The organism is Streptomyces zhaozhouensis (assembly GCF_900230195.1).
Classification (GTDB): Bacteria; Actinomycetota; Actinomycetes; order Streptomycetales; family Streptomycetaceae; genus Streptomyces; species Streptomyces zhaozhouensis.
Map to the genome: position 1 here is coordinate 1 of NZ_OCNE01000010.1, position 25,510 is coordinate 25,510.

Consider the following 25,510-nt stretch of genomic DNA (forward strand, 5'->3'; position numbering starts at 1 on the left):
ACCCCCTCCTCCTGCGCGACCGCCACCAGCCCCCGGTCCAACGCCTCCAACCGCGGACCCGACCGCTCCGCGACACCCGACCCCGCGCCGGCACCCGCGTCCTCGGCCACCGCACCCGGCGCCCCACCACCCCACAACCCGACCGACAACAGACCGGCCAGGGCGACGGCGGCCGCTCCGCGTACTCGTCTGGAACGTGGCATGGCGATTCCTCTCCGTGGAACGGGTCGTGCGCTCGTGCGAGGGCGTCCGCGGCGGCGAGGGGTGCCGCCACGGACGCCCGTCAACCGGCGGCGTCGCGCCGGTGGTTCAGCAGCTGTTGTCGGCGCTGTTCTGGAAGGTGACGCTGATCGACACGTTCTCGCCGCAGGGGTTCTCGGTGAGCGCGGAGTCGATCAGGGTGAAGTTGCTCAGGGTGATGTCGCGGTTGTTGGCGAACTCGGTGCGGGCCGCGAGCCGCACCTCGCCGCCGCCGGAGACGGTGCCCCCCTGGCTGGCGATGGTCACGTTGTAGCAGTTCTCGATCAGGATGGCGTTGTTGCCGGTGTCGGCGATGTCGACCCGGTCGATGACCGCGCCGCCGCTCTCCGAGACGCAGAAGATCCCGCGCCCGCCGCCCCTGGCGATCACCTCGCCGACGTGGATGTTGGTCTGGTAGCCGTTGAGCGCGCCGTTGCGGTTGGCCATCCGGAACGCGGCGTAGCCGGTGCCGGTCGCGACGTCGGTGGCGTCGATGGTCCCGATGTCGGCGTTGACCGTGTCGTTGAGCAGCAGCGCGGACTCGCCCACCGAGGAGGCGGTGATGGTGCCGGCGGTGAAGCCGTCCACGCCGTAGGTCTCCACGGCGTGGCTGCCGGCGCCCGAGATGGTGGCGGAGTCCAGGCTGACGTTGGTGGTGCGCTGACCGGTGTCGCGGTGGTTGTCCACGCGGATACCGAGTCCGCCGTTGAGTTCCATGGTGATGTCGCCCATGGCCACGTCGTGCGAGTTCTGCACGAAGATCCCGAAGTACGGGGCGCCGTGCATGTTCCCGACGTGGGGGATCGCCACGTTCCGCGCGTCGCGCACCCGGATCGGGGCGTGGGTGGCGGCCATCTGGCCGGTGACGTTGAGCGTTCCGCAGACCTCGAGGGAGGTGTGGCTCGGCAGGTCGAGCGACTGGTCGGCCGGCACGTCGCCGGAGCCGCGCACGACCACGGACTCGATGCCGGTGCGGCCCTCGGTCAGGCTGGCGACCCCGGCGCGCATGGCCTCCAGCATCGAACCCCCGCTGTAGCCGGGGGCGTTCCAGGTGTCGCCGTCCCGCGTCACCTCGGCGTCGTAGCTGCCGTCGCCGCAGGCCGACGGGGAGACGTCGGCGGCCCGTGGGGTGCCGCCGGCCTCGCCGGCCAGTGCGGTGGTGGCACCGCCGGAGCTGAGTAAGACCGCCAACCCGGCGGCCCACAGCGCGAATCCGCGCCTGCGGGGGAGTGCGGCTCTGCTTCCCATCGCTGACTCCTGAGTGGGGGAGGGGAGGCCCAAGGAACGCGCGCTGTGAATCGATTCATTCAATGCGACGTCGTTGGTCCTCCGGTGAGGGGTACTGGGGAGTGCGTGCTTGACGCGTGCGCCTTGGATGCGCTCGCGGCTTGGCAGTATGGCAACGGGGTGGGGGGCGGTCAATGACTCGGACGCGGGTGACGCCTATTGAAACGTTTGCGATGAACGGGGCGGCGCGGACCGTCGGGCCGGCTCGTGGGAGTTCGGCCGGCGACATGGCCCGCCGAACGTGGAGCCGGGCGACGCTCGCCGGCGGGGAGTCGCCGGCGGGCGACCACCACGCGGTGTCGGCCGGGGGCGGGTCGGAGTGGCTCGCGTCCCCGGGCGCGGTGGTCCGGCCAACCTCGGTGCCTTCGGTGGGCGGGTGGCGGAACGGGATCCCGGGGGTAGGGTCTGGGAGGCCGAAAGCGCTTTCTCTGGAGGCGATCCACCGTGGCTCCGCCGGTAGCCCCGCTCGAACACCGATACCGGGGCGAGCACCCGGTCCGCACTCTCGTCTGGCTACTCCGTCCCGACCGTTGGAAGATCGCCCTCGCCTGCGTGGTCTTCACCGTGAAGCACAGCCCGATCTGGCTGCTGCCGCTGACCACGGCCGCCATCGTCGACACCGTGGTGGACCATCTGCCGATCGGCAACCTGTGGTCCAGCGCGGGCATCGTGCTGGTGATCCTGCTGATCAACTTCCCGCTGCACCTGCTCTGGGTGCGCCTGATGTTCGGCAGCGTGCGGCGCATGGGCACCGGGCTGCGTTCCGCGCTCTGCACCCGGATGCAGCAGCTCTCCATCGGCTACCACAACCGCGTCAGCGCCGGCGTGCTCCAGGCGAAGGTGGTGCGCGACGTCGAGACCATCGAGCAGATGGTGCAGCAGACCACCGAGATGGGGCTGGGCGCCTCGACGGTGCTGATCGGCGGGCTGGTCATCATCGGCCTGCGGGCCCCCGAGTTCCTGCCGATCTTCCTGGTCGTGGTGCCGTGCGCCGCGCTGCTCGTGATGCGGATGCGGCTGCGACTGCGCAGCCGCAACGAGCACTTCCGGCGCGATGTCGAGCAACTCTCCTCGCGCGTCGCCGAGATGACCCGGCTGATCTCGGTCACCCGGGCGCACGGCCTGGAGGACAACGCGATGCGCCGGATGAACGGCACCCTGCGGCGGGTGCTGGACTCGGCCCTCAGGCTCGACCTGATCAACGGCCGGGTCGCCTCGGCCTCCTGGGTCTTTCTGAACATCCTCGGTCTCTCCTTCCTCACCGGCGCCGCGCTGGTCGCCTACTACGAGGTGTGGGACGTGACCCCGGGCGACGTGGTGATGCTCAGCGCGTTCCTCACCACCCTGACCAACTCGACGACCACGCTGCTCTCGCTCGTGCCGGTCATCACCAAGGGACTGGAGTCGGTGCGTTCGGTGGGGGAGGTGTTGCAGGCCCCGGCGCTGGAGGAGAACCAGGGCAAGGCCGAGGTCTCGTCCGTACGGGGCGCGTTCACCTTCGACGACGTCTCCTTCGGCTACGAGGACGACGGTGAACGGACGGCGGTGCGGGGGATGAACCTGGCCGTCGCGCCCGGCGAGACGATCGCGCTGGTCGGCGCCTCGGGCGCCGGCAAGTCCACGGTGCTGAACCTGCTCATCGGCTTCCACCGCCCCAGTCGCGGCCGACTGCTCCTCGACGGCGTCGACATGAGCGGGCTGGACCTGCGCACGTACCGCCGCTTCGTCTCGGTGGTGCCCCAGGAGTCGATCCTCTTCGAGGGAACCGTCAGGGAGAACGTCGCCTACGGCATGGAGGACGCCGACGAGACGGTGGTGCGGGAGGCGCTGGCGGCGGCCAACGCGCTGGAGTTCGTCGACCGGCTGCCCGGTGGGCTGGACGCCGTGGTGGGCGAGCACGGCGCGCGGCTCTCCGGCGGGCAGCGCCAACGACTGGCCATCGCCCGGGCGTTGATCCGCGACCCGCGCGTGCTGATCCTCGACGAGGCGACCTCGGCGCTCGACACCCGCTCGGAGGCGTTGGTGCAGGAGGCCCTGGGGCGGCTGGTCGCCGGGCGCACCACCTTCGTGGTCGCCCACCGGCTGTCGACGATCAGGGGCGCCGACCGGATCGTGGTGATGGACGGCGGGGAGATCGTGGAGACCGGCACCCACGAGGAACTGCTGGCACGCGACGGCGCGTACGCCGCGCTGCGGGCGGGGCAGGTGCGGTGAGCGGCGGGGCCGCCCGCCGGGCGGGTGCGTTCAGCGCGCCGCGCGGCGCTGGCGGGCGGCCTCGTAGAGGACCACGCTGGCGGCGTTGGCCGCGTTGAGCGAACTGGCCGAGCCCGTCATCGGGATGGAGACCAGCACGTCGCAGCGGTCGCGCCAGGCGGCGCTCAGGCCGCGGGTCTCGTTGCCGACGAGCAGCAGCACGGGGCCGGTCAGGTCGCACGCGTCGACCGGGACCGTGCCGCTCTCGTCGGTGCCGACCACGGTCACCGGCCGGTCCGCCGGCGCGGACCCGGCGAGCCAGTCGAGCACCTCGCGGTGGCCGGGGGCGCGCACCACGGGGAGGGCGAAGAGCGAACCCGTGCTCGCCCGCACCGACTTGGGGTCGTAGACGTCGGCGGCATGGCCGGTCACCACCAGACCGGAGGCGCCGAAGGCGTCCGCGGAACGGATCAGGCTGCCGATGTTCCCCGGGCTGGTGGGGCGGTCGAAGACCACGCCGAGGAAGGATTCGGCGGCCGGGCCCGCGAGCGGGATGCGGGAGAGGTCGTCCGGCGGCAGCTCGGCGACGGCGATCAGCTCCGGCGGCCCCGCGTCCTTCTCGCCCAGCTCGGCGAGCAACTCGGGCGCCATGGCCACGCGCTCGGCCGGCACCTCGGCGAGCAGCCGGCCGGCCCAGCCGGTCGGGGGGCGGTCGGCGTCGTGGAGCAGGGTCCTGACGCGCCAGCCGCGCTCCACCGCGAGCGAGATGGGACGCACGCCCTGCACCAGGAACTCGCCGGCCCGCTGCCGCTTGGTGCGGTTGGTCAGCTGCGCCTGCCACTGCTGGAAGGCCGCGTTCCTGGTCGTGATCCGCCGCACCGCCACCTGGTCCCGCCCTTGAGAAGTCCGCCTGCCGGGGGCCGAGGCTACACGGCGGCCCGGCCGCCGCGCCTCCCGCCCGCCGCCCCCGGCACGGGGGTCACTTCTTCTTGTCGTCGCCCAGCTTCTCCACCATGTCCTGCGTCTTGTCGACGGCCGAGTCGATCTTGTCGCTGTGCTTGCCGCCGGTCTTGCTGTCGACGAAGTCGCCGACCTTCTCCACGCCGTCCGCGATCTTGTCGCCGTGCTGCTCGGCGATCTCCGCGGCCTTGCCCTTGAGGTTCTTGAGGGCTCCGAACATGTGGGTCTCCCTTCCGCGCTCACCCGGAACTGCCTGGTCACCCATGATCCCATGCCCCGCGGCCGGTGCTCCACGCGCAGCCGCCGCCCGGCCGCCGGGCCCGCTACGACTCGTAGCCCTCGACCTCGCGGGCGGGGCGGGTGGTCGCCGTGTTCGGGTCGGTGCCGAACTCGTCCCGGGCCCGCCGCTGGCGCAGCAGGTCCCAGCACTGGTCGAGCCTGACCTCCAGGTCGTCCAGGCGCACCCGCTCCTCCGTGCCGAGGCCGCGCCCCGTGGAGCGGTCCCTGAGGGCGCGCTCCTCGGCGACCAGCTCGTCGACGCGGGCGAGGATGTCCTTGTCGTCCATGGGGTCAGCGTAGGTGCCCCCGCCGGGGTCGGCCATTCGGCCGGCGCCGGGCGGCCGGCGGGAAGGCCGCCGCTCAGCCGGCGGCGGCCAGCACACCGTCCAGGTAGGCGTTGCGGAAGCGCCCCTCCGGGTCCAGCGACTCGGCGAGACGCCGGAAGTCCGCCAGCCGGGGGTAGCAGGCGGCGATCGCGGCCGGCGTGGCCGCCGTGACCTTCCCCCAGTGCGGGCGGGCGCCCAGCGGCAGCAGCCGGGACTCCACCTCGGCCAGGACGGGGAGCACGGTCTCGATGTCCTTCACCCAGGTGAAGTGGACCGCCATCGAGTCCCGGCCCTCGGTGGGGCTCAGCCACAGGTCGTCGGAGGCGATGGTGCGCAGCTCCGCGGTCTGCAGCACCCCGGCGAACCGGTCCGCCATCCCGCGCAGCTCCCGCACCGCCTCGACGGCCCGCTCCCTGGGCAGGAAGAGCTCCGACTGCAGCTCCTCGCCGCGGCTCGGCGTGAACTCGGCCCTGAAGTGCGGCAGCCGCTCGTGCCAGGGGCCCGGCACCCCGCCCTGCTCGGTGCAGAAGGTGGCCGGCATCCCCGGTATCGGGTGCCAGGGGCCGGCGGCCGGTGTGCCGCCCAGCCAGCGCTCGCCCGGGTGCCGCGCCTCCTCGCGGTCGAGCCGGCGCTTGACCAGGACGGTGGCCCTTCCGCCGTGGAAGTCGGAGAAGACGCTGACGCTGTAGGCGCTCGCGGCGATCTCCGGATACCCGGCGACGACCGCGTCCAGCGGCACGTCCGTGGTGACCCACTGCGCCACCTCGAACGCCGGCTCCACCTCCAGGGTGAGCGCCGTGACCACGCCCAGCGCGCCCAGGTGCACCACGGCGCCAGGGAAGCGCTCCGGGTCGGCCGCGCGGCTCAGCGTGAACAGCTCGCCGTCTGCGCCGACGAACTCCATCGCGGTGACCGCCGAGGCCAGCCCGCGCAGCCCGTTCCCCGAGCCGTGGGTGCCGGTCGCCACCGAGCCGGCGACGGAGATGTGCGGCAGTGAGGCGAGGTTGGCGAGGGCGAGGCCCGCCGCGTGCAGCTCGGCGGTCAACTCGCCATAGCGCATTCCGGCACTGAGCGTCACCAGCCCGGCGTCGCGGTCGATCTCCACCCGGGGCGGCAGCCCGTCCACCCGCAGCAGGTCGCCCTCGGTGTCGGCTATCCGGTTGAACGAGTGTCCGCTGCCCAGCACATGGGCCCGCTGAGCACCGGCGACGATCCGGCGCAGCTCGTCGAGCGAACTCGGCCGATGGAGCCGCGCGGCGCCGAAGGTGATGTTGCCCGCCCAGTTCCGTGTCCGAGCCTCGCTTGTCCGCATGGGTCGACCGTAATACGAAACCCGCCACCGAGAGTAGTGGCCCTGGGGAGGATTCTCGCGGCGGGGCGTCCGGCACGTGCCCTACGTCGACCGGGGGAGCGCGCGCCCTTTGCGCCCACAACCCGGCCGGCGCGCGGCCCGTCTCGCATGGCGAGCGGGCCATTGACGCTCCCGGGGGGCCGTGCTTGCATCGAGTCATGCCCGGTGCCAGGACCCTGACCCGCCGCCGCTGCGTGGACCTCCTCCGCGTGGCCGCCGCGATGTGTCCCGTCTGTCGCTGATCCCGCCGACTCCCCGGTCCGCGCCGCGCGTTCCCCGTTCCCCCCGCCCACCGGCGGGTGGCGCCCGCGCGCGCCGCTGAGGCCCGGCCCTCTCCCTCCCCCTGCCGCCCGGCCGGCCCGTGGCCGGCGGGCCCCTCTCCACTCACGGCCTCCCCCGAGGCCGCTCATCGCGCGGTCGACCCCGCGCGCCCCCGCTCGCGTGGCGACCGCCGCGCGCCGGGGCGCGTGCGGGGCCCGTCGGCCGCCCGCCGTGAGGAGCGACGCCTTCATGTCCCTGACCTTCCACTGGTTCCTGCCCACCAGCGGCGACAGCCGTCACGTCGTCGGCGGCGGCCACGGCACCCCGGTCAACGCCGCCGGCGGCGACCGGCCGCCCACCGTCGACTACCTCGGCCAGATCGCCAGGGCGGCGGAACACGTCGGCTTCGCCGGCGCGTTGACCCCCACCGGCGCCTGGTGCGAGGACGCCTGGCTGACCACGGCGATGATCGCCCGGCACACCGAGCGGCTCAAGTTCCTCGTCGCCTTCCGACCGGGCCTGATCTCGCCCACCCTGGCCGCCCAGATGGCCACCACCTACCAGCGTCAGACCGGCGGGCGGCTGCTGCTGAACGTGGTCACCGGCGGCGAGAGCCGCGAACAGCGCGCCTACGGCGACACGTTGGACAAGGACGCCCGCTACGCCCGCACCGACGAGTTCCTCGGCGTGGTGCGGGGGCTGTGGCGCGGCGGGACGGTCGACCACGCGGGGGAGCATCTCCGGATCGAGCGGGCCCGGTTGACACGGCTGCCGGAGCCGGTTCCGCGGATCTACTTCGGCGGCTCGTCGGCCGCCGCGGGGCCCGTCGCCGCCCGGCACGCCGACGTGTATCTCACCTGGGGCGAACCGCCGGCCCAGGTCGCGGAGAAGATCGCCTGGGTGCGCGGTCTCGCCGAGGCGGAAGGGCGGCGACTCCGCTTCGGGGTGCGGCTGCACGTCATCACCCGCGACACCTCGGAGCAGGCGTGGGCCGAGGCCGGGCGGCTGCTCTCCGGCTTCGGCGCCGAGGAGGTCGCCGCGGCCCAGCGGACCCTGCGGCTCAGCGAGTCGGAGGGCCAGCGGCGGATGCTGGACCTGCACGGCGGCACCCGCGACAACCTGGAGATCCACCCGGGCCTGTGGGCCGGCATCGGCCTGGTGCGCGGCGGCGCCGGCACCGCGCTGGTCGGCAGCCACGACGAGGTGGCGGGACTGGTCGAGGAGTACCGGGCCGTCGGCGTCGAGGAGTTCGTGCTCTCCGGCTACCCGCACCTGGAGGAGGCCTACTGGTTCGGCGAGAACGTCCTGCCGCGCCTCGCCGCCCGTGGCCTGTGGAGCCGCCCGGGGCACCCCGCGCCGGAGCCGGCCGCCGCACCGGCCGTCCCGGTCGGCGCCCGATGACCGGCGGGGGGCCCGCCCCGGCCCGACACCCCTCCGAGGCAACGGAGTCCACCGCCACCCCCACCGAGGAGTCCTGATGGCCGTCGTCCTGTCCCTGTCCGGAAGTCCCTCGCCCACCTCGCGCACCGCCAGGCTGCTGCGCCACCTCGACGCGCGGCTCGCGCTCCAGGGGCACGAGGTGATACCGCTCGACGTCCGCTCCCTGCCCGCCGACGCGCTGCTCGGCGCGGACCCGCGCCATCCGGCGCTCGTCGAGGTCAACCGGCAGCTGTCCGGCGCCCAGGGGGTGGTGGTCGGCACTCCCGTCTACAAGGCGGCCTACTCCGGGCTGCTGAAGTGCCTGCTGGACCTGCTGCCGCAGTACGCGCTGACCGGGAAGACGGTGCTGCCGCTGGCCACCGGGGGCAGCTCGGCCCACGTGCTGGCCGTGGACTACGCGTTGCGGCCGGTGCTCTCCGCGATGGGAGCCCGGCACGTCACCCCCGGCTGGTTCGTGCTCGACCGGGACATCCAGAGCGACGCGGGCGGTGCCGTGACGCTGGCGCCGACGGCGGCCGAGCCGCTGGAGCAGCTGGTCGACCTGTTCTCCACGGAACTCGCCGCGCGCGGGGCGCGGTCGGCGGCGGTGGCGGGGCTGTCGGGCGCGGCCTACTGAGCGGCGCTTCCCGCGGCGGTGCGGCCGCGCCCCGGGCCTCCCGGGGCGCGGCGCACCGGAAGGCTCAGTCCCTGCCGAGGCCCCAGGCGTCGGCCAGCAGCCGGTAGGAGCGCAGCCGGGCGGCGTGGTCATGGGTGATCGTGGTGACCAGCAGCTCGTCGGCGTCCGTGAGGTCGCGCAGCCGGGCCAGCCCCTCGGCGACCCGGGCGGGCGTTCCCACGAAGCGGGTGTCCAACCTGTCCTGGACCAGCGCCCGTTCCTCGTCGTCGAGCACCAGGCCGGCGGCCTCCTCCGGGCTGGGGTAGGGGATGGCTCCCCGCCCGGTGCGGATCGCCCGCACCCAGGGCCCGTAGCCGGCCGACAGCCGCCGCGCGGTGGGCTCGTCCTCGGCGACCAGCACGTCGGCGGAGACCTGCACCCGCGGCTCGGGGTGCTCGGCCGTGGGCACGAACGCCGCGCGGTAGGCGGCCACCGTCTCCAGGACGGTGCCCGGACTCACGTGGTAGTTGGCGGTGAACGGCAGGCCCCGCGCCCCCGCGACCCGGGCGCTCTCGCCGCCGCTGGAGCCCAGCACCCACAGTTGGAGCGCCGCGCCCTCGCCGGGCACCGCCCGGACGGGGTGGCCGTCCGGGGTGCGGAACGTGCCGGCGAGCAGGGCGCGGATCTCGTCCACCTGCTCCCCGTAGTCGCGCGGCCGGGCGCCAGGCGGGCGCAGCAGCTCCTGGCGCGCCGCGAACCCCGGCAGGCTCAGCAGTTTCCCCGGAGCGAACGGCGGCGGGATCACCACCCCGTCCACCGTCCGCGTCGGCGGCGGTGGGGACGGCGGTGCCGGCGCCCCGCCGTCGCTCCGGGCGCGTTGCCCGGCGCGCCCCAGGCCGAGGTCGACGCGGCCCGGGGCGACGGCGTCCAGGGTGCCGAACTGCTCGACCACCGACAGCGCGGTGGGGAAGCCGAGTTGGACGGCGCCCGAGCCCACCCGGATGGTGCGGGTCGCCCCGGCGACCAGCCCGATCACCAGCGCGGGCTGGGAGCTGGCCACGCCGGGGGCCAGATGGTGCTCGGCCAGCCAGTAGCGGTGGTAGCCCCACTCCTCGGCGTGGCGGGCGAGGTCGACGGTGCGGCGCAGCGCGGTGGCGGCGTCCGCCCCGGAGCTGATCGGCGCCAGGTCGAGGACGGACAGCGGCACGGTCCTTCGGGTCACGGGACCCCCTTCGCGGTGGGGCGACACGGTGCGGCGGCAACGGGGGCGGGCTCAGCCGGCGTCGCGTCCCGCCGGGGCGGGGACGGGCCGGACGGCCTCGGGGCGGGGGAGGCCGTAGTGGTCGCGCAGGGTGCGGCCCTCGTACTCCTCGCGGAACAGGCCGCGGGCGCGCAGCAGCGGCACCACCCGCTCGGCGAAGACGTCGAAGCCGCCGGTCAGCCACGGGGGCATGATGTTGAACCCGTCGGCGGCGCCGTTCTCGAACCACTCCTGCATCTGGTCGGCCACCTGCTCGGGGGTGCCCACCACGACGCGGTGCCCCCTGGCGCCGGCCAGCCGGTGCAACAGCTGCCGCACGGTGGGGCGTTCGCGTTCGATGATGTCCAGGACCACCCGGAACCTGCTGCCGTTGCCGCGTTCGCCTTCGGTCTCGATCAGTTCGCGCGGCACCGGGCCGTCCAACTGGGCGGTGGACAGGCGCAGTCCGAGGATCCGGTGGAGTGTCTGGAGCGAGTACTCGGGCTGTGTCAGCTCGTTGAACTCGTCGTGCAGCGCCCGCGCCTCGGCCTCGGTCGCGCCGAGGAACGGACTGATGCCGGGCAGCACCAGCAGCCGGTCCGGATCGCGTCCCAGGGCGGCCGCCCTGCGCTTGACGTCGGCGTAGAACTCCTGTCCGCCGCCCAGTGTCTGATGGGCCGTGAACACCGCCTCGGCGTGCCGGGCGGCGAAGGCGCGGCCGTCCTCGGAGGAGCCGGCCTGCACGTAGACGGGGCGGCCCTGCGGGCCGCGCGGGATGTTGAGCGGCCCGCGCACCGTGAAATGCCTGCCGCGGTGCTCGACGGGGTGCACCCGGTCGGTGTCGGCGAAGAGGCCGGAGACCGGGTCGGCGACCAGCGCCTCGTCCTCCCAGCTGTCCCAGAGCTTCGTCACCACCTCGACGAACTCCCGCGCCCGGTCGTAGCGTTCGGCGTGCACCGGGTGCGCCTCCAGGCCGAAGTTGCCGGCCGCCTGGGGCGCTCCCGTGGTGACGATGTTCCAGCCGGCCCGGCCGCCGCTGAGGTGGTCGAGGGAGGCGAGGAGGCGTGCCAGGTTGTACGGCTCGAAGTAGGTGGTGGAGGCCGTGGCGATCAGCCCGACGCGTGCGGTGACGGCGGCGAGGCTCGCCAGCGAGGTGAACGGCTCCAGCCGGAACCTGCTGGCGTAGCGGACGTTGTCGGCCAGCGCCGGGCCGTCGGCCAGGAAGACGGCGTCGAACTTCTCGGCCTCGGCGCGGCGGGCGATCTCCTGGTAGTAGTGGGCGTCCAGCATCCGTTCCGGCGCCGAGCCCCGGTAGCGCCAGGCCGCCTCGTGGTGGCCGCCCGGGTAGACGAAGAGGTTGAGATGGAGCTGACGTCGCGTCACGCGCGTTCCCCGTTCGCTCGTTCCGTGCGGTTCTCCCGGGACTCCGGCGCCGGCGCGCGGTCGGAGGGCCCGGCCGGTCCGCCCCGGCCGTCGGCCGGCCCGGGGAGGGCGTCCTCCTCCGGGAGGCCGTCGAGCGCGGGGTCGAGGCCCAGCAGGGTCAGCAACCGGTCGCGCAGCGCCGCGTAGCTGGCGGTGCCGGGGCGGCGCGGGGCCGGCAGCTCGACGCGCAGGTCGGCCGCGATCCGGCCGCCGTCGAGCACCACGACGCGGTCGGCCAGCGCGATGGCCTCGTCCACGTCGTGGGTGACCAGCAGCACCGCCGGGCGGTGCCGGGCGCACAGCCGCCGCAGCAGCGCGTGCATCCGCAACCGGGTGAGGGCGTCCAACGCGCCGAACGGCTCGTCGGCCAGCAGGAGTTCGGGTTCGCGCACCAGGGAGCGGGCCAGCGCGACCCGCTGCTGTTCGCCGCCGGAGAGCTCCACCGGCCAGGCGGCCTCCCGGCCGGCGAGGCCGACCTCGGCCAGCGCGGTCCCGGCGCGTTCCGTCGCGCCGGGGCCCGGGAGCCCGAGCGCGACGTTGTCCACGACCCGCTTCCAGGGCAGCAGTCTGGCGTCCTGGAAGACCACCGAGACGTTCTCCGGCGCGGTCAGCTCGGCGTACCCGGTGACCTCGCGGTCGATGCCGGCGAGCACCCGCAGCAGGGTGCTCTTGCCGGAGCCGCTGCGGCCGATCAGTGCGACGAACTCGTCGGGGGCGATCTCCAGGTCCAGCGCGTCCAGCACCCGGCGGCCGGCGAACTCCCGGACCAGCGAGGCGATCCGGACGGCGGGTGCGGCGGTCAGTCCGCCAGGGTGCGTCGCCATGACAGCGCCTTTCTCTGGGCCAGCCTGACCAGGCCGTCGGAGAGCAGCCCGAGCAGTCCGTAGACCACCAGGCCGACGAGGATGACGTCCGTCTGGCCGTAGGTGCGCGCCAGTTCCATCATGTAGCCGATGCCGCTGGTGGCGTTGACCTGCTCGACCACCACCAGCGAGAGCCAGGCCGAGGTCACGGCGAACCGCAGCCCCAGCAGGAAGCCGGGCAGCGCGCCCGGCAGCACCACGTGCCGCAGGAAGCCCCGGCGGCTGAGCCGGAGCGTCTCGGCCAGCTCCACGTAGCGGCTGTCGATGGAGCGCAGCCCGTGGTGGGTGTGGATGTAGACGGGGACCAGCACGCCGAGCGTGATGGTGATGACCTTCATGGACTCGCCGATGCCGAACCACAGGATGAGCAGCGGGATCAGGGCGAGCGAGGGGATGGAGCGCTTGATCTGCACGGGGCCGTCGATGACGCCCTCGCCCAGCCGGCTGAGGCCGGCGACCACCGCCAGCAGCAGGCCGACGCCGACGCCGAACGCCAGCCCGGTCAGGGCGCGTTCGGTGGAGGCCGCCAGGTGCTCCTGGAGCCGGCCGTCCTCGATCAGCTCGCGGGCGGTGGCGAGCACGTCCCAGGGGGCGGAGAGGTTCCGCTCGTCGATCCAGCCGGCGGCCGAGCCGACCGACCAGACCGCCAGCAGCAGCAGCGGTCCGATCGCCCAGGCGAACGGGATGGGCCTGCCGGGGCCCAGCCGCCTGCCGCGCCGCCGCCTCGGCGGGGCCGGCCTGGGGCCCCCGCCGGAGCGCGGGCGCTCGGGACCCGCCTCGACGGCGGGCGCCGCGCGGCCCGAGACCTCGGTGCTCATCGGGAACCGCCCTCCTCGTCCGCGTCGGTGCCGGCCTCGTCTGCCGCGTCCGCCGCGCCGGTCTCGGCCGCGACCGCCTCGGCGGCGACCGTCTCGAAGCGCCGGTCGAAGAGGAGCTCCGCGTCGAACGGCTCGTTGCCCAACTCCTCGGCGAGCAGGTCGATGGTCTGCTGCTGGCGTTCGATGGCGCCGCTCCAGTCGGCGGGCAGGTCGGGGTGGCCGTTCTGCTCGACCAGATAGGCGCCGTCCTCCGGGGTGAGGCCCTGGTCGGCGACGTAGTAGCCGGCGATCCACTCCTCGGGGTGCTGGTCCACCCAGATCTGGGCGCGGGCCCAGATCCGCACGAACTCCCGGATCGCCGCCGCCTTCTCCGGGTCGCTCACGGACGCGGTCGGCACCCACAGGTGGGCGGGGTCGTCCCGCAGGCCGTGCGGCAGGAGGGTGCCGCCCTCCGCCCCGTACTGCTCGACATAGCGGCGGATGTGGACGGAGCCGAGCGGGGCCACCTCGACCTGGCCGCTGCCGAGCGCGGTCGGGTAGACGTCGCCGGTGCTGGGCAGCTCGACCAGCTCCACGTCCTCGGGGGCGAGCCCGGCGGCGGCCAGCACCCGCAGGATCAGGGCGCCCTGGGCCTGGCCCGGACTGAACGCGATCTTCCGGCCGCGCAGGTCGGACAGCTCCTCGATGTCCGCGCCCGGCGCGATCCCCAGCTGGTAGATCGGGTTGGCGAGGGGGTCCTGGCGGAACTGGGCCGCCACCAGCCTGGTGTCGAGGCCGGTCCAGTGCGCGTGGATCGAGGGGACCTCGGCGGCCGAGCAGACGTCCAGCGAGTCGGCGCGGAACGCCTCGGAGCACTGCGGGCCGCCGCTGAGGTTGGCCCACTCCACCTCGAAGGGGATCTCGTCGACGAGGCCGGAGAGTTCGAGGGCGACCTCGGCCTCGGGGGCGCCGATGGTGAGCTTGGTGTCGGGGGAGACGGTCTCGGGGATCGGGGTGTCGGCGAGTGCGGCGGCGTCGGCGGTCGCCGGGTCCTCCGCGCAGCCGGTGGCGAGCAGCAGGGGGCCCAGCAACAGCGCCGCGCCGAGCGCGGTGCGCCGTCGGCCGGCGCGGGAGCGGGACGGGGGGCGAGATGGAGGCATAGGTGGTTCCAGGGGTGAGGGAGCGCCACGGGGCGGCTCCACGCCGGGGCCGGCGTCGCGGAGGTGGAGGAGGCGGCCGGGGGCGGAGGAGGCGGCCGGGGGCGGGGAAGTGGCCGGTGGGGCGCGGCCGTTCGGAGGCGCCGCGCGGCCGCGCGGCGCGGGTGGGCCGCGCCGGGAGGCGGGAGGGACGCGACGGGGCGCGCGAGGGGAGGCGGAACGGGCGGGGGCCCGGCGCGCGGGGATCCGGCGCGGCCGGCCGAGCGGGCCGGGGGTCGGCGGTCAGCGACAGATGGCGGTGCTCACGCGCATCAGATCGACGGCGCGGCGCTCGGTGAACTGCTCGGAGGTCCGCATGACGGGGAACGTAGCGAACGCCAGAACGAAGGGTCAAGGCGTCCGGAACCGGCCCCGGGACGCCGTTCCCACGCCCGTCGTGCCGCCGTCACACCGGGGCAACGCGGGGCAACACCGTGACGTCCCACCCCCCGCCCCGAGCAGGGCGTCGAGGGGGCGCGGCGGCGGTTCGACCGGTGGGTTAAATCGGCGTGACGTCGTCCGCGGAGCGGACGGCCCGCCGCCGCCCGCGCACCGGGACCGCGGCGCGGGGGATTGGTCGCACCGCCCGGAGGGCACGTTCCGACTGGTCGGTTCCGTGATCCGCGGCCCCTGTGCCCGAGACGAAAAGCGCATTATCGTCCTCTCTGGCCGCATTGCAGGTTCACCCCCGGGAGGCCCCGACCATGCCCGAACCTCTGGGCGTTCAGCTCTACACGGTGCGCGAGGCGCTCACCGCCGACCGCGACGCCGCACTCCGCCGGATCGCCGACATCGGGTACACCGCCGTCGAACCCTACGACCCCACCGACGACCCCGAGGGCTTCCGCGCGCTCGCCGACGAACTGGGCCTCACCGTGCCCGCGATCCACGCCGTCGCCCTGCTCCGCGAGGACGAGCCGGGGCGCGTGCTGGACGCCGTCAACACCATCGGCACCGAGCTGGCCATCATCCCCGCCGGGATACCGCAGGAGGACTTCACCACCCGCGACGGCATAGCCCGCGCCGCCGACCTGCTCAACGGGCTCGCCGAGACCGCCGCCGGGCACGGCCTGCGACTGGGCTACCACAACCACTGGTGGGAGCTGGAGCCGGTGATCGACGGCCGGCACGCCCTGGAACACCTCGCCGAACTCCTCGACCCCGCCGTCTTCCTGGAGGTCGACACCTACTGGGCCGCCCTCGGCGGAGCCGACGTCCCCGCCCTGCTGACCGCGCTCGGCGACCGGGTGCGCGCCCTGCACGTCAAGGACGGACCGCTGACCAGGGACGGCGCCCATCTCGCCGTCGGCGCCGGGGCGATGCCCGTGCCCGAGGTGCTCGCCGCCGCGCCCGAGGCGCTGCGGATCATCGAACTGGACAGCTGCGACACCGACCTCTTCGACGCGCTGGCCGCCAGCCGCGCCTACGTCACCGCCCTGGAGCCCGCATGAGCACCGGCCCCGTGGGAGTGGCGGTGGTCGGCGCCGGAGTCATCAGCGGCGCCTACCTGAAGGCCCTCACCAGCTTCCCCGACGTGCGTGTGCTGGCCGTCGCCGACCTGGACACCGAACGCGCCACCCGGGTCGCCGCCGAGCACGGCATCCCGGTCGCCGGCGACCTCGACACCGTGCTGGCACTGCCCGAGGTCGAGATCGTCGTCAACCTCACCGTGCCGGCCGCCCACGCCCAGGTGGCGACGGCCGCCGTCGAGGCCGGCAAGCACGTCTACGGCGAGAAGCCGCTGACCACGGAACCGGCGGACGGCGAACGCCTGCTGGCCGCCGCGGCCGCGCGCGGGCTGCTGGTGGGCAACGCGCCGGACACCTTCCTCGGCGCCGGCATCCAGACCGCGCTGCGCGCCGTGCGGGCCGGGCACATCGGCACCCCGATCGCCGCCCACACCGCCGTCCAGAGCCTCGGCCCCGAGGGATGGCACCCCGACCCGGCCTTCTTCTACCAGCCGGGCGCGGGCCCCCTCTACGACGTGGGCCCCTACTACCTCACCACCCTGGTCGCCCTCTTCGGCGGCGTCTCCCGGGTCGCCGCCACCGCCCGCACCGGGCGCGGCAGCCGGACCACGGGCTCGGGGCCCAGGGCGGGCGAGGAGTTCCCCGTCGACGTGGCCACGCACGTGAGCGCGCTGCTGGAGTTCCACTCCGGGCCCAGCGCCGCGTCCGTCTTCAGCTTCGACTCGGCGGCGCCGCGCATCATGTTCGAGGTCGTCGGGAGCGAGGGCGCGATGGCCCTGCCGGACCCCAACACGTTCACCGGGCCCGTGCGGGTGCGGTCCCACGGCTCGGACGACTGGTCGGAGCTCCCGGTCAGCGGCACCACCGCCGGTCGCGGCATCGGTGTCCTGGAGATGGCCCGCGCGCTGAGGACCGGTCAACCCCACCGGGCCTCCGGCGAGTTGGGCCTGCACGTGCTGCGCACGATGGCCGCGGTGCTGGACTCGGCCGACGCGCACGCCTTCGCCGGGGAACGGGCGGACGCCCCGCTCCCGGCGCCTTCGCCGCTGCCGGCGGAGTGGGACCCGTACGTGGCCGAACTGACCTGACCGGCCGGGCGTCGCGGACGACCACCGGCCCGGCCGGTCCGGCTCGGTGGTCGTCCGCGGCCCGCCCCTCGCCCTGCGCGCGGATTTCCGCGCCCCCGACGCCGCCCACGGGCGTGGCCGCGCGATGTCGTCGCGGATGTTCCCCCGGCGGCGATGAGTTTCGGGAGGCGCCGCGGTCTACCCGTCGTCAGTCAGTCGCGAACGATGGCGAGGAGCCCACATGCGGAAGATCAGCCCGTGTCTCTGGTTCGACCGGCAGGCCGAGGAGGCCGTCGAGCTGTATCTGTCGGTCTTCGACGACTCGCGGGTCGTCCACGTCGAGCGCTACGGCGAGGCCGGCCCCCGTGAGGAGGGCTCGGTGATGACCATCGAGTTCGAGCTGGCCGGCCAGAGCTATCTGGCGCTCAACGGCGGCCCCGAGTTCGTCTTCAACGAGGCGATGTCGCTGTATGTCTCCTGCGAGGACCAGGAGGAGATCGACCGCTACTGGTCGAAGCTGACCGCCGACGGCGGTCAGGAAGGCCCCTGCGGTTGGCTGAAGGACCGGTTCGGCGTGTCCTGGCAGATCGTGCCCAGGGTGCTCAACGAGCTGATCGCCGACCCCGACCGGGCGAAGTCCGCCCGCGTCACCCGCGCGATGTTCGGCATGGGCAAGCTCGACATCGCCGGCCTCCAGGCCGCGGCGGCAGCCGGCTAACGCCGAGCCCCGGCGGGACCCGCGGGACCCGGCTCGCCGTACTGGAGGGCCCGGGTCGGCAGGACCACCCGGCGCGGGGCGGGGGCCCCGGCCGCCGCCCCGCGCAGCCGGTCCAGCAGCAACCGGCCGGCCTCCCGGCCCAGTTCGTCGCTGTCGTAGGACTGCACCGAAAGCGGCAGCCCCACCATGTCCGCCAGCTCGAAGTCGTCGAACCCGGCCAGCGCCACCGCACGGCCCGCCCGCCGCACCGCCCGGAACGCGCCGATCGTGTTGCGGTTGTTGGAGCAGAACAGCGCCGTCGGCGGGTCCGGAAGCGCCAGCAGCTCACCGGCGGCCTCCTCGGCGCCCGCCACGTCCACCGGCCCCTGCCGCACATACCGCTCGTCCACCGCGACGCCGGCGGCGGCCAGCGTCTCCCGGTAGCCGCGCAGCCGCTCCACGCTGGTGTGCACGCTCGCCGGCGGCCCGAGGTAGCCGACGGCACGGTGGCCGAGGGCCAGCAGCCGTTCCGTCGCGTCCACCGCCCCGCCGTGGTCGTCGACCAGCACCTGGTCGGCGGCGAACCCGACCGGCGGGCGGCTGGCGCAGACCACCGGCACGCCCTGCGCCGCCGCCTGCGCCAGATGCCGCTGGTCGGCGCCGGCCGGCACCACCACGATCCCGTCGACACGGCGGCCCACCAGGTCGGCGACCAGGTCGCGTTCGTTCTCCACGCTCTGCCGCGTGTTCCCTATCACCGTCTTCAGCCCGTGCGCGCCGACCACGCTGTCCACGCCGAGCGCCAGCCGGGAGTAGAACGGGTTGGCCAGGTTGGTCACCACCAGCCCGACCAGTCCGCTGCCGCGCCCCAGCCGCAGGCTGCGGGCGACGGTGTTGGGCCGGTAGCCCAGCTCGGCGACCGAGGCCAGCACCCGCTCCCTGGTGGCGGCCGAGACGCGGTCGTCGTCCCGCAGCACGCGGGTGACCGTCATCGCGCTCACCCCGGCGCGCTGCGCGACGTCCCGCAACGTCGGTCGCGTGCCCGGGGAGTTGGCCGTCTCCGGCATGGCGTCCGCCGTCCTTTCTCCCGCCGCCGGGGTCACCCCCCGGCCGCGACCAGCGCCGCGCCCAACAGCGGCGCGTCCGCATCCCGTTCGCTCGGGCCGATGGTAACCACCCGCGCCGCGCTCCCCAGACCCGCGCGCAGCGCCGGCCCCACCAGGTCCCAGGAACCGGCCATCGAACCCCCGACCACGAGACCCGTCGCCCCGAACGCGACCAGCCCAGGCGCCAGCGCGCGCCCCAGCGCGGCGAAGCCCTCGCGCACCACCCGCCCGGCCCGCTCCTCGCCCGCCCTGGCCCGCGCGGCGAGCGCCCGCACGTCAAGACCCGGCTCCCCGCCGTACCGGGCCAGCAGCGCGCGGCGCGAGACGGTCTCCTCCAACGGGCGGCCCCCGATCGTCAGCAGGTCGGCCCGCCCCTCGGGCGGCACCCCGGGGCCCGAGGTGACGAGCGCGCCGTCCGCGAGGAACGCCGAGCCGACGCCCGTGCCCAGGGTGATCCCCACGCACCGCCGGTGGTGCCGGGCGGCTCCCGCGTGCCACTCGCCGAGGAGGAACGCCTGCGCGTCGTTGACGAAGGCCACCCGCCCCGGCGGTCCCGGCAGCCTCTCGGCCAGCGCGCGGCCCACCGCCACCCCGCGCAGGCTGTCGAACTTGCCGACGCCGGTGAACTGCCCCACGCCGCGCGCGTAGTCGAAGGGCCCGGGGACGGCCACCCCCCACCCGGCGCCCGCCGCCACCGGGCGTTCCCCGGCCAGCGCCCGCGCACAGCCGACGACCGCCGCCAGGATCTCCCCGGCCGACCCCCGCCCGTCCAGCGGGGCGCGCCGCCTGGCGGCGACCCGGGCGGCGCCGGGCGCCACCAGAGCCGCCGTCACATGGGTGCCGCCGATGTCGAGCACGGGCACCGGCGGCGCGTCGTCGACCGGGCTCAACGGACCAGCGCCTTCACCACCCGCGCCCCGCCCGGCGCCGGCCGCAGCCGGTAGCCGCCCACGGCGGCCGGCACGGTCAGCGTCTCGGAACGCGCCAGCGGATGGGTGTCGCCGGACTCGGTGACCACGGTCACGCCCTCGCCGTCCACCACGTTCAGCACGTGGAAACGCCCGTCCGTGTGGTCCTCCGACACCGCGTCGCCGTCCAGCGTCACCCGCCGCACCTCGTAGAAGACCTCGTCCAGCGCGCCCAGCAGCTCCTCGTGCCAGCCTGGCCCCTCGCGCAGCCGCCGGGGCGCGGGCACCAGCTCCTCCGCGACCCGCGCGCCGCGCCGTGCCGACTCCAGGTTGTCCAGGGCGTGCCGGTACGGCAGCGGGCGCGGCCGGCCGTCGGCGTCCGGCCGCAGCCAGTCGTAGAACCGCAGGCTGTAGAGGTACGGCGTGGCACTGATCTCCAGCACCACGTTGCCGGCGCCGCTGGCGTGCGGGGTGCCCGCGGGGATCAGGTACAGCTGTCCCGGTTCGGCGGGGAACGTCAGCACGTGGTCCTCGGGCCGCATCGGCACCCCGTCGCGCGCGGACGCCGTCACCTCGGCGCGGAACCGCGCGTCGTCGAAGTCCTCCCGCACGCCCAGGAAGACCCGCCCCTCGGGCGCGCCGCGCGTCACGTAGTAGGTCTCGTGCTGGGTGTAGGACCAGCCGAACCGCTCGCGCATCGCCTCCTCGCGCGGATGGCAGTGCACGGAGAGGTCGCCGCCGCCCTCCGTGTCCAGGTAGTCGAAGCGGATGGGGAACGACGTGCCGAACACGGCGTGCGCCCGCGCGCCCAGCATCTCCTCCGGGTGGCGCACGCACAGCAGCTGGAACGGCACCTCCACCTCGCGCCCGGGTCCCTCGCCGACCAGCACCCCCGACTCGGGGGCGATCAGCTCGTAGCCGAGGGCGGTGTTCCGCGCGCCGGGACGGAAGCCGAGCTCGCGCTGCGCCCAGTGGCCGCCCCACGGCGTGGAGTTGAAGTACGGCCGGGTGCGCACCGGCCGGCGCGCCAGGGCGGCGAGGGTGGCGCGCAGCCCCTCGCCGTCCAGCCAGCAGGGGGAGGCCGGGTCCTGCACGTCGAGCCAGCCGTCGACCCGGTCGACCAGCGCGTCGCGGTGCCGGTCGAGCATCGGCCAGTCGGCGTAGAACAGCCGTCGGGGGTCGGCGGGTTCGCCCTTCGGAAGCCCGAGGTGGGCGCCGACGCCCGCGCCGACCGCCGCCTCCGCGTACCGCTTGGGCAGGTCGACGTACCAGAGCACCCGGTGCGCCACCAGCGCGGCGCCCGGCCCGTACACCAGCGTCAGGCCCTCCTCGGCGGGGGCGCACTCCGGGGGCGCGTCGAAGAGCGCGTCCAGCGTCGCCTCGGCGAGCCGGGGGAAGTAGGGGTCGTCGGCCTCCGGCGGCACGGTGCGCGCCCGCACCACCTCCGGCGGCGCGTAGCGCTCGCGCACGTCCCGGGGGGTCACGGCGCGCCCCGCCGCGCGGAGTTCCGCGGTGAGGCGGTCGACGACGGCGGGCCAGTCGACGGTGGGCGGGCCGTCCAGGGCGACCACGGCCGTGGCGTCGGGCAGGCGTTCGCTCACCGCGCGCCAGCCGGTGACCAGGTGGGCCGTCGGGGCCGGGGAGTAGCGCGGATCGAGGCGGTACACGGTCTCTCCTAGAGGATCCTGGGGGCCGGCCGGTCGGGCCGGCCCCACGCGGTGGTGGTGCGGGGCGTGGCTCAGGCGGGGCGCAGCAGCACGCCGACCGTGCCCAGCGTCGGGACGGCCACGGTCAGCCGCCCCTCGCCGTCCGGGGACAACTCCCCGGTGGTCTCGCCCAGATAGGTGGCCGTCCAGGCCCCGGCGACGGGGAAGAGCGGCGTGAGCGGACACTCCAGCGGCTCCTCGGCGAACGACTGGAGCCGCAGCAGCACCGCGCCGTCCCCCTCGGTGACGGCGCCGACCAGCCGGACGCGCGCCTCGCCGACCTCGACGAAGCCGAGGGTGGCGACCGCCGCCGCGTCCGAGGCGGCGGCGCGCGCCCGCACCGGGTGCAGCGGCCGGCTGGTGGCGGCGGCGGTGCGCGGCCCCAGGTCGGCGGCGCGCGCGGTCGGGGCGCACGCCACGCTGTAGCGGAACGGCAGGGTGAACGCCTGCGCGCTGGGGAAGTTGGTGTCCCACAGGTTGTTGTGGATCCAGGAGAAGACCGTCGCCGGCTCGTCCTCCTCCAGCGTCCTGGGGAACGGCGCGTAGGGCAGCGCGATGTTGCCGAACTGCACCAGCGGCGCGTCCTGCGTCGACCACGCGACCGTCAGCTCCTCGTCGGCCAGCGTCACCCAGCGCCGCACCGCCCGCATGTGCGGGGCCGACCCCGGCACCACAGGCAACCCGTCGCCCGTCACCCCGCCGGACGCCTCCATCCGCACCCGCGGCGCGTCCAGCGCGAACGGGAAGGCGAAGTAGGCGGACTCCTTGCCGAGGGTGGCGTCCTTGTCGACGGTGTTCTCGATGTCCAGTCTGGCGACGCCGTGCGGCAGCGTCAGCGTGGTGCGCACCGAGAGCGCGCCCGCCGGGCGGGTCTCGTAGACCAGCACCTCGGCGACCTCCGTCGTGCGCCGGTCGATCAGCGCGGCCGGCGGCGCCACGGCGCGGGCGCCCAGGTGCTCCAGCCGGTCGGAGGCGGTGGTGCGGCTGGAGTTGTGGTTGAACGCGCCGGCCGTGGTGTAGCTGTCGTGCAGATAGCCGTTGAAGCCCACCAGCGCGTCCTGGTCGACGAGTTCACGCCCCGTCGCCAGGTCCACCACCGAGGCGATCGCGGCCCGCGCCAGGTCGACCGTCACCCGCAGCGCCTCGTTCTCAAGCACCGTGGCGTCCGGCCTGGCCAGCGCCCTGGCGGCGGTGGCGGCCGGGTCCTCGCGGTCGGTGCCGCCGGTCGGGTTCCAGCCGGTGGCCGACTTCACCGTCCCCGCCTCCCCGCCCCCGTCCGCCGTCTCGTCGAGCACCCGCACGTCCAGCCGCACCGACCCGGCGGCCGGCACGTCCGCCACCCGCGCCCGCAGGAAGCGACCCGCGTCCCGGTGGGTGTCGTTGACCTGCGCCCGCTCCTGGTGGGCCAGCCGCGCGCCGGTGCGGGCGTCGCGGATCTCCACCGGCCGGTCCAGGTCCACCGTGGACTCCGGCAGGAACATCTCGGCGACCTCGGTCCGGGTGAACGAGCAGGTGTTGACCACGTGGAACGCGGCGGCCACCCCCGTCGGCGGCGCCAGCCGCTGGCCCAGCCGGGCGGCGGCGCGGTTCAGCAGCGCCCTGCCCTCGTCGTGGCCGCGCCTGGCCTGCCCGTACTTCCAGTGCCACTGGTCCTCGCCGGAGTGCCCGTGGTCGTGGCCGTGGGTCCACGGGTCGCCCGCGCCCCAGGTGTGCTCGTCGAAGAGGGAGACCGCCTCGTAGACCGGGCCGGCGCCCTCCGTGTCGTCGGCGGCGTCGGCGGCGCCCAGCAGCCCGGCGAAGGTGCCCAGCGTCTGGGCGTCGGCCACCTCGCCCTGCGCGGTGCGGGCCAGCGACAGCGGCATCGCGCCCGAGCCGACGCCGTCCACCCACCAGTCGGTCCAGTCGCCCTCGTAGGTCTGGATCCCGTCGCCCAGCCGCGCCTCGGCGTCGGCGAAGAAGTCCTCGTTGCGCGACAGTCGCAGCCTCGGGTACGCCCAGGTCTCGTTCCAGCGCCGCACGGTGTCGGCGATGATCCGGCGCGGCGGGGCGTTGTCGCCGAACTTGCCCTGCACCCGCAGATGGAGCACGTCCCACGGGTACGGCTCGCGGCTGATGGACTCGGCGTCCATCGCCCAGCCGAAGATCCCGCCCGGGTAGGGGTACGGGTTCTCGGCGAGCGAGGTCAGATACGCCGGAAGCAGGTCGTCCACGCTGCGGTAGTCGCTGTCGAAGCCGAGCAGCGGCCCCTCCATGTAGGCCAGCCCGTGCGGGGTGTCCGTCATCCACACCAGCAGGCTCCGCCCGCTGGGCGCGCGCCAGCGGAAGAGCCTCGGCAGGTGCTCGCCGCCGACCAGGTGGGGAACGGAGCGTCCCGCCCAGTTGTGCGCCACCGACAGGTAGCGCACCCCCGCCGAGGTCAACGCGTCGATCATCCCCACCACATGGCCGGGCACGTCGGTCTGCATCGCCGAGGTGAAGCGCACCCCGTGGCGCCGCGACACGTCGCGGGCCAGCCGCAGCAGCTCGTGCAGCTCGTCCGTCGAGCAGGTCTCGCTGTGCAGGTTGAACGGCATGGCCGTCAGCTCGATCCGGCCCTGGCGCACCCGCCGCACGAACTCCTCGACCTGCTCGGCCGGCCGCGCCTCGGCCCACTGCCGGAACGACCACAGCGACTCCACGCACCAGCGGAACCGCGACTCCTCCGGCCAGTCGTCGGTCTGGCCGGTCAGCTCCAGGCAGGAGTCGAGGAACGACAGATGTTCGGCCAGCACCCGGCCCTGCGGGTCGGTGTAGCCGATGTCCAGGTGCGAGTGGTGGATCAGGTGAACGGTCCACCGCCGCTGCCGGGTCAGGGTCACCTCGACCCCGCCCGACGTGTCGGGGCGGCCGACGGTGACGCGTTGGTCGGCCTCGACGGCCGGCAGCAGCAGCCGCACCGAGCCGCCGGGGCCCGGCTCCCGCACCACCGGCAGCGCGGCGCCGCCCGGCGTCCGCACCGCCAGCGGGCCGAGGCCGGGGGCGCCGGCGGCGGGGGTGACGCGCAGCGACTGGAGCAGCCCGCCGTCCTCGGCGCGCTTCAGCAGGGGTTCCACGGTCAGCCGCACGGGGACGCCGCCGAGGTCGCCCTCGGCCGAGACGACCCGCGTGCGCAGGCTCTCGCGTATCCGGTCGTTGTCCCACGCGGTGGCGCGGACCAGGGCACGGGTGGTCATGACACTCTCCAGGGGGAGTAACTCAGCACGGACGGGAGGTTCTAGGGGCCCTAGCGGGCGCTGGCGGTGATGCCGCGCAGGAAGAGCCCGCGGAAGACCAGGAAGACCAGGAGCGTGGGCACCGAGACGATCAGGGCGCCGGCCAGGATCACCGGCGGCCCCGAGGAGGCGTAGGCGCTGTTGAGACTGGTGAGGGCGGCCATCACCGGCTGCACCTCGGGACTGCGGCTGAGCGTGATGCCGAAGAGCAGGTCGTTCCAGACGGCGGTGAACTGGAAGATGAACGCCGCGCCCAATCCCGGCAGCAGCAGCGGCACATGGATCTGCCAGAACAGCCGCCGGAAGCTGGCGCCGTCCAGCATCGCCGCCTCGGTCACCTCGGCGGGCAGCGTCGCCATCTGGTTGCGGATCAGGAAGAAGGCGAACGGCACCGCCCAGGCCGCGTAGATCAGCATCAGGCCGAGCCGGGTGTCGTAGAGGTTGGCGTCGGCGTAGAGGCCGAAGAGCGGCGCGAGGAACATCTGGAGCGGGAAGACCGTGCCGGAGTAGATCACCCAGAACCACAGCGCCGGCCTCGGAACGGGCAGCACCACCACGGCGAACGCGGCCATCGCGGCCACCACCACCCCGGCGGCGCCGCAGACCACGGCGTAGAACAGGGAGTTGAGAAAGCTGTCGCCGATGGCGGCGTCCCGCCAGGCGGTGGTCATGTTGTCCCAGAGCGCCAGGTCGCCCGGCAGCCAGCTGGGCTCTCCCGGGTAGGACTCGGCGGGGATCATCGCGTTGACCAGAAGCAGGTAAAGCGGTACCAACCACAGCAGGCCACAGGTCAACAGCAGGACGGTGCGCAGGGAGCGCGTCACGCGCGTGCGGGTGTTCATCGGTGTCGTCACCC

General features: G+C 74.6%; 23 protein-coding genes. 6 read left to right on the forward strand and 17 right to left on the reverse strand.

The window, feature by feature from the left end:
* Positions 1–203 (reverse strand): hypothetical protein (locus tag CRP51_RS28510; RefSeq protein WP_212615912.1); only part of this gene is annotated, 203 nt, incomplete at its 3' end.
* A 106-nt stretch (positions 204–309) separates the two neighbouring features.
* Entirely contained in the window at positions 310–1,488 is a 1,179-nt protein-coding gene (locus tag CRP51_RS15300) for a hypothetical protein (protein WP_097231757.1), read from the reverse strand.
* A gap of 483 nt (positions 1,489–1,971) precedes the next feature.
* Between CRP51_RS15300 and CRP51_RS15305 the strand changes: the two genes are divergently transcribed.
* Positions 1,972–3,741, forward strand: coding sequence for an ABC transporter ATP-binding protein (locus tag CRP51_RS15305; protein WP_097231758.1), 1,770 nt, complete (start codon positions 1,972–1,974; stop codon positions 3,739–3,741).
* Positions 3,742–3,771: 30 nt separating this feature from the next.
* Here the strand turns inward: CRP51_RS15305 and CRP51_RS15310 are convergent, their stop codons facing one another.
* The 4 genes from CRP51_RS15310 to CRP51_RS15325 form a co-directional block, all read right to left on the reverse strand.
* Complete coding sequence (locus tag CRP51_RS15310) at positions 3,772–4,605, reverse strand: TrmH family RNA methyltransferase (protein ID WP_097231759.1); 834 nt, start codon at positions 4,603–4,605, stop codon at positions 3,772–3,774.
* Positions 4,606–4,699: 94 nt separating this feature from the next.
* A complete protein-coding gene (locus CRP51_RS15315; RefSeq protein ID WP_097231760.1) occupies positions 4,700–4,900 on the reverse strand; it encodes an antitoxin in 201 nt (66 codons plus the stop codon).
* A gap of 103 nt (positions 4,901–5,003) precedes the next feature.
* Positions 5,004–5,246 carry a DUF2630 family protein gene (locus CRP51_RS15320; protein WP_097231761.1) on the reverse strand — a complete coding sequence of 81 codons (243 nt, stop codon included), beginning with the start codon at positions 5,244–5,246 and terminating at the stop codon, positions 5,004–5,006.
* Between the two features lie 73 nt (positions 5,247–5,319).
* A complete protein-coding gene (locus CRP51_RS15325) occupies positions 5,320–6,597 on the reverse strand; it encodes a D-arabinono-1,4-lactone oxidase (RefSeq protein ID WP_097231762.1) in 1,278 nt (425 codons plus the stop codon).
* 549 nt (positions 6,598–7,146) lie between these two features.
* Here CRP51_RS15325 and CRP51_RS15330 point away from each other — a divergent pair.
* Together CRP51_RS15330 and ssuE are read left to right on the forward strand one after the other, a co-directional pair.
* A complete protein-coding gene (locus CRP51_RS15330) occupies positions 7,147–8,298 on the forward strand; it encodes an LLM class flavin-dependent oxidoreductase (RefSeq protein ID WP_097231763.1) in 1,152 nt (383 codons plus the stop codon).
* A 76-nt stretch (positions 8,299–8,374) separates the two neighbouring features.
* The gene (gene ssuE, locus CRP51_RS15335; protein ID WP_097231764.1) at positions 8,375–8,953 is read left to right on the forward strand and encodes an NADPH-dependent FMN reductase; all 579 of its coding nucleotides are present in this window, start codon (positions 8,375–8,377) and stop codon (positions 8,951–8,953) included.
* 64 nt (positions 8,954–9,017) lie between these two features.
* On the opposite strand, the gene CRP51_RS15340 is transcribed toward ssuE, so the two are convergent.
* The 6 genes from CRP51_RS15340 to CRP51_RS30180 form a co-directional block, all read right to left on the reverse strand.
* Complete coding sequence (locus tag CRP51_RS15340) at positions 9,018–10,154, reverse strand: LLM class flavin-dependent oxidoreductase (protein WP_212615914.1); 1,137 nt, start codon at positions 10,152–10,154, stop codon at positions 9,018–9,020.
* 51 nt (positions 10,155–10,205) lie between these two features.
* Positions 10,206–11,555 (reverse strand): LLM class flavin-dependent oxidoreductase, encoded by a 1,350-nt coding sequence (locus CRP51_RS15345; RefSeq protein ID WP_097231766.1) that lies wholly within the window; start codon positions 11,553–11,555, stop codon positions 10,206–10,208.
* Positions 11,552–12,418: an ABC transporter ATP-binding protein gene (locus CRP51_RS15350; protein ID WP_097231767.1), complete on the reverse strand. Its 867-nt coding sequence runs from the start codon at positions 12,416–12,418 to the stop codon at positions 11,552–11,554. Before CRP51_RS15350 ends, CRP51_RS15345 begins: the two co-directional genes overlap by 4 nt.
* Positions 12,394–13,275, reverse strand: a complete 882-nt coding sequence (locus tag CRP51_RS15355; protein ID WP_097231768.1) for an ABC transporter permease — start codon at positions 13,273–13,275, stop codon at positions 12,394–12,396. Before CRP51_RS15355 ends, CRP51_RS15350 begins: the two co-directional genes overlap by 25 nt.
* The gene (locus CRP51_RS15360) at positions 13,272–14,414 is read right to left on the reverse strand and encodes an ABC transporter substrate-binding protein (RefSeq protein ID WP_097231769.1); all 1,143 of its coding nucleotides are present in this window, start codon (positions 14,412–14,414) and stop codon (positions 13,272–13,274) included. Before CRP51_RS15360 ends, CRP51_RS15355 begins: the two co-directional genes overlap by 4 nt.
* Positions 14,415–14,693: 279 nt before the next feature.
* On the reverse strand, positions 14,694–14,768 hold the full coding sequence (locus tag CRP51_RS30180; RefSeq protein ID WP_369333351.1) for a putative leader peptide: 75 nt from the start codon (positions 14,766–14,768) through the stop codon (positions 14,694–14,696).
* Between the two features lie 386 nt (positions 14,769–15,154).
* Between CRP51_RS30180 and CRP51_RS15365 the strand changes: the two genes are divergently transcribed.
* The 3 genes from CRP51_RS15365 to CRP51_RS15375 all read left to right on the forward strand — a co-directional run bounded on the left by CRP51_RS15365 (position 15,155) and on the right by CRP51_RS15375 (position 17,704).
* Positions 15,155–15,901 carry a sugar phosphate isomerase/epimerase family protein gene (locus CRP51_RS15365; protein ID WP_097231770.1) on the forward strand — a complete coding sequence of 249 codons (747 nt, stop codon included), beginning with the start codon at positions 15,155–15,157 and terminating at the stop codon, positions 15,899–15,901.
* Positions 15,898–17,007, forward strand: a complete 1,110-nt coding sequence (locus CRP51_RS15370) for a Gfo/Idh/MocA family protein (RefSeq protein WP_097231771.1) — start codon at positions 15,898–15,900, stop codon at positions 17,005–17,007. The genes CRP51_RS15365 and CRP51_RS15370 overlap by 4 nt, the downstream gene beginning before the upstream one ends.
* Positions 17,008–17,227: 220 nt before the next feature.
* Entirely contained in the window at positions 17,228–17,704 is a 477-nt protein-coding gene (locus CRP51_RS15375; RefSeq protein WP_097231772.1) for a VOC family protein, read from the forward strand.
* Here the strand turns inward: CRP51_RS15375 and CRP51_RS15380 are convergent.
* The 5 genes from CRP51_RS15380 to CRP51_RS15400 all read right to left on the reverse strand — a co-directional run bounded on the left by CRP51_RS15380 (position 17,701) and on the right by CRP51_RS15400 (position 25,496).
* Positions 17,701–18,750 carry a LacI family DNA-binding transcriptional regulator gene (locus tag CRP51_RS15380; RefSeq protein WP_097231773.1) on the reverse strand — a complete coding sequence of 350 codons (1,050 nt, stop codon included), beginning with the start codon at positions 18,748–18,750 and terminating at the stop codon, positions 17,701–17,703. The genes CRP51_RS15375 and CRP51_RS15380 overlap by 4 nt on opposite strands.
* 32 nt (positions 18,751–18,782) lie before the next feature.
* Positions 18,783–19,679 (reverse strand): ROK family protein, encoded by an 897-nt coding sequence (locus CRP51_RS15385; protein WP_245880599.1) that lies wholly within the window; start codon positions 19,677–19,679, stop codon positions 18,783–18,785.
* The gene (locus CRP51_RS15390; RefSeq protein ID WP_097231774.1) at positions 19,676–21,364 is read right to left on the reverse strand and encodes a class I mannose-6-phosphate isomerase; all 1,689 of its coding nucleotides are present in this window, start codon (positions 21,362–21,364) and stop codon (positions 19,676–19,678) included. Before CRP51_RS15390 ends, CRP51_RS15385 begins: the two co-directional genes overlap by 4 nt.
* 71 nt (positions 21,365–21,435) lie before the next feature.
* Positions 21,436–24,615: a glycoside hydrolase family 38 N-terminal domain-containing protein gene (locus tag CRP51_RS15395; protein WP_097231775.1), complete on the reverse strand. Its 3,180-nt coding sequence runs from the start codon at positions 24,613–24,615 to the stop codon at positions 21,436–21,438.
* 50 nt (positions 24,616–24,665) lie between these two features.
* Positions 24,666–25,496 (reverse strand): carbohydrate ABC transporter permease, encoded by an 831-nt coding sequence (locus tag CRP51_RS15400; RefSeq protein ID WP_097231776.1) that lies wholly within the window; start codon positions 25,494–25,496, stop codon positions 24,666–24,668.
* Positions 25,497–25,510 lie beyond the last annotated feature (14 nt).